Source organism: Vibrio sp. QJM3NY_15, assembly GCF_057785995.1.
Genome location: NZ_CM173518.1, coordinates 1,660,158 through 1,672,863, shown reverse-complemented (window position 1 = coordinate 1,672,863; position 12,706 = coordinate 1,660,158). Strand labels below are relative to the sequence as shown.

The following is a 12,706-nucleotide window of genomic DNA, read 5'->3' as shown; positions in this document are numbered from 1 at the left end:
AGTCAAAGAATGAGTTGTTATTTTGTGAAGTTATATTTTTAAGGGGCGGGACTTTAACACTAATAATATAACTACAATCAATGGTTTATTGGTGGTTGGAGGTGTGACCAGAATGATTGTGAATCTCATTGGTACAAATAGTGTTCAACTGCTCAATATGTAACAACTTTGTTTATGTTTACCGCTAATCGCTAAATCGGCATAATGTTGGTTCATTTAGAAAGTCATTAAATTGGAATTTTAGTTTGGAATTACTCGCGATAGAGTTTCTTGGTAAACCGCTTCGTTTAGAGGGGTCAATGGCAGGGTGGCAACAGTTATTTTGGGATAACACGTTGGTCTCTCAGTTGGATGCAACGACAGATCAAGGTGATGCGAGAACGCATACATTTACGCTCCGATCTGGAGAAGAAACGTTGCAGTGTCACGTTGAGGCGTTGGTTCAATGGCAACCATTTGAGATGACATACAAAGCGTCTGTTAATGGCCAAACCATCACCGAAGGCAATCGCAATACTAAAGATATCGAGCAACAAACTCCCGTTGTAGCACCTAAGCCTGAGAAACGTTTTAGCTTAATAGGGCTAGTGTCGCTGGGTATGAAAGCCCTCAAGAGTGCCAAGTTAATTAAGGTGGTACTTGCCTCTGCGAGTTTAGCGGCTTACTCATGGCTATTTTCAATTCAGTTCGCGCTTGCCCTGATCGCTTGTCTTATGTTCCATGAATACGGTCATATCAGAGCAATGAAATACTTTGGCATGAAGACCAAAGGCATCTATTTAATCCCGTTCCTTGGTGGCTTGGCGTTATCCGACGAAAAGATCAATACACGATGGCAAGATGTGGTTATCTCTATCATGGGGCCATTGTTTGGCTTGATATTGTCGTTGATATTTATGGTGTTGTACTGGGCGACTGGCGAGATGTTCTTTGCCGGGCTTGCGGTATTTAATGCCTTGTTAAACCTGTTCAATTTACTGCCGATTTTGCCTCTTGATGGCGGCCATGTGTTGAAAAGTATCAGTTTTTCAATGAACAGCGTTCTTGGCATTGTGCTTTGTGTGGCAGCAGCGATTTCTGGCGTCGTGTTGAGTTACCAGTTGAATTTAACCTTATTTGGTTTCTTATTGATCATGGGTAGTGTTGAAATCCTATTCGAATGGAAAGGGCGTCACCATAGCCATTTATTGCCATTAGATAAATATGGCCAAGTCGTATCATTCCTTTGGTATGTTGGCTTAGTGAGCAGTTTAATCGGCGTTATCTGGTACTTCGCATCAACTGGCGATCAGTTACTCAGCCTACCGTTACAAATTTTAGGTACATAACCTAATAGTTAACGCTATCTGAATAACTCATTAGCTTGATGTACTAAAAACGCCCTAACCAATATGGATAGGGCGTTTTTGTATTTGAGGCTCTGAATTTAATCTAGCATCAGGTTACGCTTTGCAATTTGGTCTTGATGTTCCAGATTGAGGTAACGTTTTTATTTTCGCTTGTAGATCTTTAATACGCGTATTGTGGGAAGGGTGCGTAGAAAGTAATTCGGGTGGTTGGTTCCCACCTGATGCTTTCGCCATGTTTTGCCACAAATCGACACTTTGTTTTGGATCGAACCCAGCTTGAGCCATGTACTCTAAGCCTACAATATCGGCTTCAGACTCTTGAGTTCGGCCATAAGGTAGAACAACACCGTATTGAACACCTAAGCCTAACGCAGCCATTGTCATGCCCTGATACTGTTTGTATTCTGATGCGCCTAACGCGACGCTAGTAATAGATAAGCCAGTATTAGCGATTTGAGATTGAGATAGACGTTCATTACTGTGGTCAGCGAGAACGTGAGCCACTTCGTGTCCGATAACTGTTGCGAGTTGGTCTTGATTAACAGCAACATTGAGTAAACCCGTGTATACGCCAATTTTTCCACCAGGTAGGGCAAACGCATTCACTTGGTCGCTATCAAAAACAACGACTTCCCATTCACTAAAGCCTTGCTTAGGGATGTGTTGAGTAATACTGTTCGCTACGCACTGAACATAAGCGTTGGTTTTTGCATCTTTACTGATTGGCTGTTCTTTCTTCATTTGCTCAAAAGATTGTGCTCCAAGCTGAGACATATCTTGATCTGAAAAAAGCAGCAGTTGGTTTCTTCCTGTCGGGGAAGCGCTACATGCGGTCAGGCCTGCTAGTGTGAGAAGCGAGGTAAACTTCATCCATGACGTCATACAATATCCTCTGTGTATTCGGTTTTTATGCATGTTAACATCAACTTGCGTAATAACTAATAGTTGTAAGATAACTATTGGATTTAAGAACGATTGTTATCGTTACGATCTCCATTCGTGTTAGTAAAGCAGCTTACGCACAAACAAAGTCAATAATTAAGGAACCCACATGAGTATTTGGAAAAAGCCCGTTGACCTAGATACCTTCAACGCGACCTCAAAAAATACCTTAATTGAGCACCTCAACATTGTTTACACTGAGGTCAACGATAATTCCTTGGTGGCGACCATGCCGGTTTGTCATTTTACGCACCAACCGCTGGGCATGCTTCATGGCGGCGCATCGGTAGTTTTAGCTGAAACGCTTGGCTCATTAGCGGCTAATTTCTGTGTACCAGAAGGCTACTATTGCGTTGGTTTGGATATTAACGCAAACCACGTTCGCTCGATGCGTGAAGGGCATGTTATTGGCACTGCCGAGCCCATTCACCTTGGTGTGTCCACCCAAGTATGGCAGATAAACATCACTGATGAGCGTCAACGCTTGGTATGTACAAGCCGTTTAACCATTGCTGTGAAGAAGCACAAACGCTAATTCGATAACAAAGGCTGGGGATAGGAATCACTCAACCCCAGCTTATTAACCTCATATACAAATTGTTTATTTTAGTTAGAGAAATCCATGGTCATAACGTTTAAAAGTGGAAAAGTCATTGCAACGCCACATGAGTTGGTTGTTCGTTTAGATGGTGAGCATAGAGTCACACTGCAAGCGCAAGTCGATGCGATTCAACTGATCGGAAAAGGGGCAAACGTTATTTCTGCCAACGGTTCAGAATGTAAATGGTCGATTAAATTAGACAATGAACAACAGCTCCGTGATATCGCCACTGAAATCGGCTGCGATGTAATGTAACCATAGGTTATAACAACGTTTAATTCGGTTTTTGACTTTCTATTAAGTCCACTTAATCAAGTCACATTCGTAATCTCTTCGTAAAAACTTAGTAAGTTCGATTGATTTTGACTCATAAAATAGGGAAACTGAATTCAATATCCTTTGAATAAGTTTTCCTCTTTATGAGTAGCCCAAGACTTCGCGTTCAATTTGAAACCCTGTTCGAATATTTCGATGGTAAAGATTCTGATGTTCAGCTCGACGACATAACAGATGTGCTCTGTTGTACGCGTCGTAATGCCAGAATGGTGCTTAATAAACTCGAAGAAGAGGGTTGGGTAGAGTGGTTACCCGCAGCAGGTCGAGGCAAGCTCTCTCAGCTTATCTTTAAGCAGAATCGCTGTGATGTAAGCGAAAACCTAGCACGCCGCTACTTAGAAGAAGGTAAAATTGGCCAAGCACTGTCGGTACTTGATCATAATGCAGCCAAGCTTACTCAAGTGATTCAAAATTACTTGGGCGTACAGTATCAAGAAGGTGAGCAAGTTATTCGTTTGCCTTACTACCGTCCACTTTCCATGCTTAACCCAACTAAATCTATGCGACGATCTGAACAACACATCACGTGTCAGGTGTTCAGTGGGTTAACGCGCCTCGATGAGAACGATCAACTACAGCCTGATCTTGCTCATTCATGGCAAAAGATTAACGATTACCAATGGCGATTCTTTCTAAGGCCGGGCGTTCGTTTTCATAATGGAGAACCGCTGTTAACAAGCCACGTTGTGGATACGCTTCTTTTGCTCGAGCCGCTCAATATGTTCTCTCATATTAAAGATGTCTCATCACCGGCCAATTGCGTGGTTGATGTCTTTCTGACGCGTCCAGATAAGTACTTCCCACTCGCGCTTACCGAATCGGTCGCTAAAGTGACCTTGCCGATGATTTTACGTGGTGAAGACTACGATATTCGACCTATTGGTACTGGCCCTTATCGCATTGAAAAGAACGATGAGAAGCAACTCGTGTTAACGGCTTTCAACGGATACTTTGGTTTTAGGCCGCTGATTGATCGCGTTGAAGTTTGGGTGGTCGATGAGGCTTATTCATCAATGGTTTACCCAAGCCTTTCTAAACCAGTAATGGCAGACCGTGGTGACAGCGATGAAGTTGAACTTGATCCGGGTTGTACGTATTTACTACTCAATAGAAAGAAGGGCATCGCACAAGATCCAGCGTGGGCTGAGTTCTTATCAAATGCTTTGAACGCTTCAGATCTGTTTGTGCATATTCCGAAAGAGACAGTTATCGACTTGGGTGTGCTGCATGCTTACGGAATCAAACCGGGTTGGTATGACATCAAGTTGAAAACACCAATTTGTCCACCAGCAAGCACTAAACCAAGCGTGAGATTGGCGTATCAATGCCAACATCCAATGTTTCCAACACTCGCTAAAGCCATCGTCACTGTGTTGAAGCAATATAATGTTGATGTCGAGCTTTTCGGTTACGAAACTGATCCTCCACACGCCGACAATGTTGATATTTGGATTAACCCAATGGGGATTGCCAATAATAGAGATGATGCGCTGGCCGGTTGGTTAATGGATTACAGTTTTCTTGATGAATCCAGCCCAGCAGAAGATTTTGACCAATGGTGTCACATGATTGATCGTTGGCGTTCGGGCGAGTTTGAGCAATTCCCAGCAAGACAACTAGGTAAGCAACTTGTGCAAAGCAATCAGTTGATCCCGATGTTCCACTGCTGGCTAGGTGTAAACAAAGACCAGTGCGGTACGCTGCAGAACGCAAAGTGTAATGCGCTTGGTTGGTTCGACTTTAGCCAAGTTTGGGTCAAACCTGACGTTGATTAAAACCAGAGTTAACTTGATTAGGACAACACGATGCAAACGGTGATTATCACATTTATTACGCTGGTGGCATTTGCGGCCAATTCAGTGTTGTGTCGTTGGGCTTTGATGGATCAAACGATTGATCCTTTGAGTTTCTCGATCGTGCGTATCATATCGGGTGCGTTTACCCTGTTGATTTTATTAACCTTATCTTCAAGCGCTAAGCGCAAACAAGATAAAGCGGTCAACAACACATCGACGTATACCAAGGTTCGTTCTCAGTTTGATCTAACTGCCATAGTGGCGTTACTTGTTTACATGTTCGGCTTTTCGTTTGCTTATCTAACGCTAGGGGCAGGGCTTGGTGCTTTGGTTCTGTTTGTCGCGGTTCAATTCACTATGATTGCCGCACACCTGTTAGCTGGCAACAGAATGTCATTGTTAGAGTGGTGTGGTTGTTTGTTGTCAGTTTCTGGGCTCGTTTACTTACTCATGCCGACGGAATCGTCAAGTTCGCCAGATGTAACCTCAATCATATTGATGACTCTGGCTGGAGTTGGCTGGGGGATTTATACATTGGCGGGTAAGAAATCCACAAATGCGTTGCAATCTACGACAGCCAATTTTGGATTTAGCTCGTTAGCGATCCTTGTGTTAGTAAGCCTGTTAGCGGTTATTCCAAGCGTGGCATCGCAAATATCCATCACTGAACAAGGTTTGATTTACGCAATATTGTCGGGCTCAGTGGCTTCTGGTGTGGGTTATAGTTTGTGGTATTACGTGGTGAAAAAGCTGAATACAGTGGTCGCATCTATTGCGCAACTTTCTGTTCCAGTTATCGCGACACTTGGCGGCGTTTTGTTGCTATCTGAACCTGTCACCATGCAATTTGTTATCTCATCGACTGTCATTTTACTTGGGATAAGCTTGGTTCTTGTCGCCCCTAAACTTAAGAAACACAGAGCTTAATCACTAACTACTATGGCTAAACCTAACAAGAAACAACCGACCAAAACGGTTCAGATATTCTGCGCTAAATGTAAGACGCAACTTTTCAAGTATCGAAAAGGCGGTAAAGGAGCGCTCGTTAAGTGCTTTAAGGAACGCATCGTTGAAGATTTCACGACAGAGCCATGTGTGTGCCCTGAGTGCGGAATTGAATTTGCGCGAGATACCTTGGTTCGAGGTACGCCAGCCTACAAGTTTGTGGGTGGCAAGGTAACAATGAAGTAATAGAGAAGAATAAATGCCACAGCACATAATGTGTGTGGCATTTCAAATCTGGTACTGAAGTTCAAGTTTAAAGGCTAATATTAATAAGTTCTGACTCGACCTTGAAGCTTAAGAATCACTAGCGATACTATCGCTCCGGTGGTGTCGCAAAGCATATCTTTCTGCGCGTCCCAAATATCGCCTTGTGAACCAAGGAATGCGATACCTTCATCACCACCTGCAATCTCCGCGTACCACCACTCAATAATCTCATAACCTGCTGCAACACTCATGATCGCAAATAAGGCAAAGAAACACGCCAACACTGGTTGAGCCAATTTCTTACGAATCAAATATTCAGCGAGCGGATAAGCGTAAAGACCAATCGAAAAGTGCGCCACGCGGTCGAAGTTATTGCGTTCAGATCCAATCAAGTTATTAAACCAATCAAAGGGTACTTCAGCGAAGGTGTACTTAGCACCAATTGTATGCAGAACCAACCAGATGAACATCAGGACGTAAGCCGTCTTTGAAAAGGTAAGCTTGGTGGATAACCACCATATCCCGACAAGAATACCGAGAGCAGGGATAATCTCAGCGATCCAAACGGCTCTTGAAGACGGAGCAAAGGCTGAAAAGAGAAAGATAACAAGATAGACAGAAGTTAGTGAGAGTAGAGGTCTATTTTGAGCAAGTGGCGTAATTGTCATCATAAGATCCTGTATAAGTTTCATGTATAGTTACACAATAATGAACAGCGTTCAATTGCGCTCTAATCACCATATTTGTTGAAAACCAGCGTTATCGCCCAGTATCTAGACAAACGGTTGCGAGAGTTTCACAAAAGTTTGATTTACAACAAAGCGATCCTTAAAATCGTTGCATCACTACATAACAAGAAAGAAAAGTCATGAAACTGGAAACTGTCGATTACCTTGCTGACGATGCAGCAGAACAATTTGTTCGCTCTCTACGTGAAACGGGTTTTGGTGTTCTTAAGAATCACCCGATCCCAAAAGAGCTTGTTGAGTCAATTTACGAGAACTGGTACCAATTCTTCATTTCTGAAGAGAAAGAGAACTTCCGCTTTAATGTTGAAACACAAGATGGATATTTTCCACCTTCAGTGTCTGAAGTTGCTAAGGGCCACACTGTAAAAGACATCAAAGAGTACTTTCACGTATACCCTTGGGGTCAGATTCCTGAACAGCTAAAAGAACAGATTTTAGATTACTACCAACGTGCTAATGCTTTTGCTCAAGAGCTATTAGGTTGGGTTGAAGCGCATGCGCCTCAAGAAGTACAAGATAAGTTCTCAATCGCGCTTTCTGAAATGATTAATGGTAGCGAACAAACGCTGCTTCGTGTTCTTCACTACCCACCAATGCAAGGTGATGAAGAACCAGGTGCTATCCGCGCAGCAGCACATGAAGACATCAACTTACTGACTGTTCTTCCTGCTGCAAACGAGCCTGGCCTTCAAGTTAAAGCTCAAAATGATGAGTGGATTGATGTGCCATGTGATTTCGGTAACATGATCATCAACATCGGTGACATGCTGCAAGAAGCGTCTGGTGGTTACTTCCCATCAACGACTCACCGTGTAATCAACCCATCAGGTGCTCGCCAAGAAAAGTCTCGAATTTCTTTGCCTCTTTTCCTTCACCCGAAACCAGAAGTGGTTTTGTCTGAGAAGTACACGGCAAATGAATACCTAATGGAACGTCTAAGAGAGCTTGGCGTTATCTAATCAGTTAAAGCTCATATAAGTTGAACTGTATACTCTTGAAGGCCAGCGTAATGCTGGCCTTTTGTATATCTGGTGCAACGGATTGATGTTTATTTGATTTGAAACTCGACAAACTGTCGTAAATCGCTTTCAATTGATAAGACACTCAAATGCATATGGCAACGGCTCACTTAATTATGTTAGACAATCCAGATTCACCAAGTCATCAGGATATTAGCCCAAATTTTCAAGCACATATGGAAAACCCGTTGCTTTGGCCAATTATGGAAGTGCTTAAGCAAAAGCCATGTGGATGGAAAGTGCATACCTTGGCGGCACACCTTAAAGATCTCGGTTTGGTACCAGTGTTAGATCCCGTACCTGAAAAAGAGCTGTTTAAGAAAAACTTCTTAATTATGAACGCCCTCTATCAATTGCAAGAGACATTATATCCAGATAGTTGGTTGCAGGTTCAAGCCATGGACATTGAACTGATGAGCGGCCGTTATCATGGCAACACTCATACCATCGACCTCCAAGACCCATTGCGTGACTACTACATTAACTGGCTTAACTATGAGGCGAATGAGGGTGAAGTCAAAAGGTTGTTGAATGAGTTTTGGACTCGATATAAAAGGTTTGTTGGTGGCAGTGAAACGGATATGGACAGGAGCCATGCACTCAGTTTGTTTGAGTTGCCATTAGATGCGACTCAACAAGAGATTCGTAAAAGGTGGCGACGCCTCGCACTACGTTGGCATCCAGATAGGGACGAGGGCAACACGGCTAAGTTTCAGACATTGTGCGAAGCATGGCATGTATTAAGAAGCTCGTAATCTACGGAGTCTCGAGCTACGTTTAATGAAACCCTAAAATAAAAAGCCCCATACTATGAATCTAGAGTGGGGCTTTCTTGGTACTAGGAGTTATCTTTGTTCTGGCCGCTTTTATGCTCAAATGCAAAATCGAGCACTTTTCGGATATAAGGCGCTCCGACTTTTGAACCACCATTACCGTGCTCAATTACCACTGTGGCAACGTATTCCGGGTTATCGTAAGGTGCAAACGCGGTATACAGAGCATGATCGAGTAGGTGCCTTGCGAGCTTTTTAGAGTTGTAGACCTGATCCTTCGCAAGATCAAATACTTGGGCAGTACCGGATTTACCGCCACTGATGTAGTTAGCGCCTTTAAATGCACGTCTACCACTACCACGACTGCCGTGGTTCACTAATCGCATTGCGTTAATCGGTATATCCCATATTTTGTCTGGCACTTCCTCAATCGACGGCATAGGTTGAGGATCAACAACGTGCTGTTTCTCAAAATCTTCTCCGTGTTCTAACGTCGCCTTTAGGATATGTGGAGGCATCACTTTTCCGTGATTGACTAATACAGACGTCGCTTTTGCTAATTGTAGAGGAGTCGACGTCCAATAGCCTTGCCCGATCCCAACAGGGACTGTATCACCTTGATACCAAGGCGTTCGATAACGAGCCATTTTCCATTCTCGGGTTGGCATGTTGGCGTTGCTTTCTTCATAGATATCGATCCCGGTGGGCTCACCAAAACCAAATCGATTCATCCAACTTGAAATACGATCGATCCCTAAATCAAAGGCAGTTTGATAAAAGAAGGAATCAACCGATTCTTCAATAGCTTGTGTGACATCCACCGGACCATGGCCCCAACGCTTCCAGTCTCTCCATGCTTTAGAATTAGGTTTAGAGCCGGGAATCTGCCATGAACCGTGATCATTGCGAATCGTATTTTCGGAAATAACATGTTCCTGCAAACCTGCAACAGCCATGAAGGGCTTTATCGTTGAACCCGGGGGATAAACGCCCAAAGTGGTTCTGTTAACCAACGGGTGGGCAGGGTCATTTAGTAGAGTTCGATAATTCTTACTTGAAATGCCATCGACGAACAGGTTGGGGTCGTAACTTGGGCTCGACGCCATCGCCAATACACTGTTGTCTTTTGGATCCAAGATAATTGCACTACCAGTGCGGTGATCTAATTGCTTGAAAACGTATTTTTGCAAATCAAGGTCGATATTAAGCACGATGTCTTTGCCTGCGACAGGGGGAACGTATTTGATCGTCCTTACGACGCGGCCGCGGCTATTTACTTCAACCTCTTGATAGCCTTTTTGGCCATGCAACAAATCTTCGTAATAACGCTCGACCCCCAACTTTCCGATAATGGTCGTCGCTTGATAGTTGGCTTCTTTCCCTTGTTCCTCGAGCTTTCTGAGGTCACTGTCGTTGATGTGAGCTACATATCCTAAGACATGAGTTAGAACTTCACCATTTGGATAGAAACGCTTGAGACTGGTGTCGATAGACAGGCCAGGAAATTGATATTGGTGAACAGAGAATTTAGCGATTTCTTTTTCACTTAGGTTCTCTAATATCGTCACTGATTTAAAACGACGTGTTTTATGATAACGCGCTTTGAAGCGAGCAATTTTTTCTTCGTTTAACGGAATGAATTTATTAAGCTTTTCTAACATCGAATCAACATCGTCGGTTTTCTCTGGGATCATGGTGAGATCAAAGACGAGTTTGTTTTCAGCAAGCAACACACCGTTACGGTCATAAATCAACCCACGCATCGGTGCGATAGGAAGGACTTTAATCCTATTACCATCGGCTCGGGTTTGGTAACTTTCGAAATTATCAACTTGGAGTCGGTATAAGTTTCCAACTAAGACGAGAGTGAAAAGTAATATCCCGGAAAATGCGACGATGACACGATTCCTAAACAGCCTTACTTCACTTTTATGATCACGCATTTTTACGCGTTTGTGGTTCATCAAAACCTCAGGTTGTTACATTTAGTTACACTTATCGAATCGGGACTTTATCTGAATATCACTATAGATTTGTAAAAACTGTGTCATGATTTTTTGGATTTCTATGATTAAAGCGCTGACCAGCAATGCAGTCACGCAAAGAGTGGCCGAATCAGATAGAAATATAGGAATTGAACGCAAAAAAACGGCCCTCATAAATGAGAGCCGTAATACGAGATAAGGTTAACTTAACGCGACATATTAGTTCGAGTTGGAGTTCGAGTTCGAAGGTTTGAACTGAGATTTACGCATTCTGTTTAGAGCGGCCATTACATCCAATACTCTTGGTTTCGCTAAGTCACCGTAGTTTGGCATGTTCACGTGCCACTCATCGCTTAAGATAGCGCTAAACTCTTTAGCGGGATTGTTTGACCAACCTGGAGTTTGTGCAAACTGGAACCATGCCCAACCAATCGCGTTCACTTCTGAAGTTGACTCTAACTGCTCTAATGCAGAAAGGTCCGCGAATTCCTTACCAAAACGCAGTGACTCTTTGCCTTTCGCGTTAACACGGAATTTACCGTCAGTAAGAATATTCATCAGTGCTGCGCGGTTTAATGAACGAGGAACAAACGTTTCTAATGCTGTCTCACATTCGTTAGTTCGTTGAGTTGGGTGTTGAGCGATCACTTCTTGTGCTTTTTCAGTTACGTCTACCGCTTGGTAGTCGTGCATTTGAATCACAGTGTCAGCCACATCTAAGTAATCACCAGAACCACCCATTACCACGATAGTTGAGATGTCCATCTCTTCACGCAGTTGGCCAATACGGTCAACAAGTGGAGTGATAGGCTCAGCCCCTTTTGATACTAGCGCTTGCATACGCTCGTCACGAATCATGAAGTTAGTCGCTGAAGTATCTTCATCGATAAGGAGCGTTTGTACACCCGCTTCAATAGATTCTTGTAACCAAGCCGCTTGAGAAGTCGAACCTGAAGCATCTTGTGTGCTGAAATCAGACGTGTCTTTCTGCATTGGTAAATGGTTGATGTAGTTTGAAAGATTCAAGTTATGTACACATCGGCCATCTTCAGCACGGATCTTCATCGTATCAGTCGCAGTCACGATGCCTTCACGACCATCACCGGGAATATGGTTATAGATAGAACGTTCAACGGCGTTCAATAGTGTAGATTTACCATGGAAACCACCACCAACGATCAGTGTGATGCCTTTAGGAATGCCTAAACCGGTCACATCACCTTGGTTTGGTGTGTTTAAGGTAACACTCAAAGACTCTGGTGCTAAGAAAGGAACCGCGCCTTTCATTGGTAAATCACAGTTACCTGCGATACGAGGTAATACGCTGCCGTTTGCAACGAATGCCGCTAGGTTGTTTTCTTCCAATTGAGCGCGCAATGCGTCTTGGTCTTCAACAGCTTCACAATGCTTAATCATCGCTTCGATGTTGAGTTCGCGTTCAAGCGTTGCACGACGAATAAACTTAGGCAAATAGAACGTAATGATGTTGATTGCTTTCTTTGCAAGAATGCTACGACCATCAGCTGGTAGGTTAATACGAAAACGGATTTCGATACCGTGCTCGGTGAAAACCACTGATGTGTTATCCAAAACAGTTTGACCCGTTAATGCGATAGACACGGTCGCTTCTTGCTTAGCAAACTCAGAGAAGCTACGTGCAATAAAATCACGCGCTGCTACTTGGTATTCGTAAGACTTTTCTTTCAGCCAACCTAACCCTGTTAACGACCAAGCGCGTGTTGCGCGAAAACGTGAAGAAGATGCGTACGGGTCACCTTGAACGTGGTCGATGTGTAATTCGAAATCAGCAAAGTCGTATTGACCTTTAATTTGTTGATATGCGCGGAAGTTTTGTTTTTCGAGCTTTTTAAGCTTTGCAGTCAACTGATCCATAACGAGGAATGCCTATATAAAGGGAAGATAAAAACAGAAAGGCGGCGATTA

12 protein-coding genes are annotated in these 12,706 nt (G+C 43.4%); 8 read left to right on the top strand and 4 right to left on the bottom strand.

Features of this window, described 5'->3' with window-relative positions:
* The first annotated feature begins 245 nt into the window (after window positions 1-245).
* Entirely contained in the window at window positions 246-1,328 is a 1,083-nt protein-coding gene (locus AC3CKG_RS23695) for a site-2 protease family protein (RefSeq protein WP_372203011.1), read from the top strand.
* A gap of 114 nt (window positions 1,329-1,442) precedes the next feature.
* Here AC3CKG_RS23695 and AC3CKG_RS23690 read toward each other — a convergent pair whose 3' ends face one another.
* Window positions 1,443-2,231, bottom strand: coding sequence for a M48 family metallopeptidase (locus tag AC3CKG_RS23690; protein ID WP_065105722.1), 789 nt, complete (start codon window positions 2,229-2,231; stop codon window positions 1,443-1,445).
* 169 nt (window positions 2,232-2,400) lie between these two features.
* Between AC3CKG_RS23690 and AC3CKG_RS23685 the strand changes: the two genes are divergently transcribed.
* The 5 genes from AC3CKG_RS23685 (at window position 2,401) to AC3CKG_RS23665 (ending at window position 6,215) form a co-directional block, all read left to right on the top strand.
* Window positions 2,401-2,826: a hotdog fold thioesterase gene (locus tag AC3CKG_RS23685; RefSeq protein WP_004730936.1), complete on the top strand. Its 426-nt coding sequence runs from the start codon at window positions 2,401-2,403 to the stop codon at window positions 2,824-2,826.
* Window positions 2,827-2,913: 87 nt separating this feature from the next.
* Entirely contained in the window at window positions 2,914-3,147 is a 234-nt protein-coding gene (locus AC3CKG_RS23680; RefSeq protein WP_065105723.1) for a DUF3389 domain-containing protein, read from the top strand.
* A 164-nt stretch (window positions 3,148-3,311) separates the two neighbouring features.
* Window positions 3,312-5,003 carry an SgrR family transcriptional regulator gene (locus AC3CKG_RS23675; protein WP_488529497.1) on the top strand — a complete coding sequence of 564 codons (1,692 nt, stop codon included), beginning with the start codon at window positions 3,312-3,314 and terminating at the stop codon, window positions 5,001-5,003.
* A gap of 30 nt (window positions 5,004-5,033) precedes the next feature.
* Window positions 5,034-5,951 carry an EamA family transporter gene (locus AC3CKG_RS23670; RefSeq protein ID WP_372161852.1) on the top strand — a complete coding sequence of 306 codons (918 nt, stop codon included), beginning with the start codon at window positions 5,034-5,036 and terminating at the stop codon, window positions 5,949-5,951.
* Between the two features lie 12 nt (window positions 5,952-5,963).
* Window positions 5,964-6,215 (top strand): hypothetical protein, encoded by a 252-nt coding sequence (locus tag AC3CKG_RS23665; RefSeq protein WP_017067298.1) that lies wholly within the window; start codon window positions 5,964-5,966, stop codon window positions 6,213-6,215.
* Window positions 6,216-6,295: 80 nt separating this feature from the next.
* Here the strand turns inward: AC3CKG_RS23665 and AC3CKG_RS23660 are convergent, their stop codons facing one another.
* Window positions 6,296-6,904 carry a DUF2238 domain-containing protein gene (locus tag AC3CKG_RS23660; protein ID WP_488529975.1) on the bottom strand — a complete coding sequence of 203 codons (609 nt, stop codon included), beginning with the start codon at window positions 6,902-6,904 and terminating at the stop codon, window positions 6,296-6,298.
* 200 nt (window positions 6,905-7,104) lie between these two features.
* Here AC3CKG_RS23660 and AC3CKG_RS23655 point away from each other — a divergent pair, with 200 nt between their 5' ends.
* Window positions 7,105-7,944, top strand: coding sequence for an isopenicillin N synthase family dioxygenase (locus tag AC3CKG_RS23655; RefSeq protein WP_102542217.1), 840 nt, complete (start codon window positions 7,105-7,107; stop codon window positions 7,942-7,944).
* Window positions 7,945-8,120: 176 nt separating this feature from the next.
* A complete protein-coding gene (locus AC3CKG_RS23650; protein ID WP_102542262.1) occupies window positions 8,121-8,759 on the top strand; it encodes a DNA-J related domain-containing protein in 639 nt (212 codons plus the stop codon).
* Between the two features lie 83 nt (window positions 8,760-8,842).
* Here AC3CKG_RS23650 and mrdA read toward each other — a convergent pair whose 3' ends face one another.
* Window positions 8,843-10,741, bottom strand: a complete 1,899-nt coding sequence (gene mrdA / locus AC3CKG_RS23645; RefSeq protein ID WP_102542216.1) for a penicillin-binding protein 2 — start codon at window positions 10,739-10,741, stop codon at window positions 8,843-8,845.
* Between the two features lie 240 nt (window positions 10,742-10,981).
* On the bottom strand, window positions 10,982-12,655 hold the full coding sequence (locus AC3CKG_RS23640; RefSeq protein ID WP_065112992.1) for an ABC-ATPase domain-containing protein: 1,674 nt from the start codon (window positions 12,653-12,655) through the stop codon (window positions 10,982-10,984).
* Window positions 12,656-12,706: the final 51 nt, after the last annotated feature.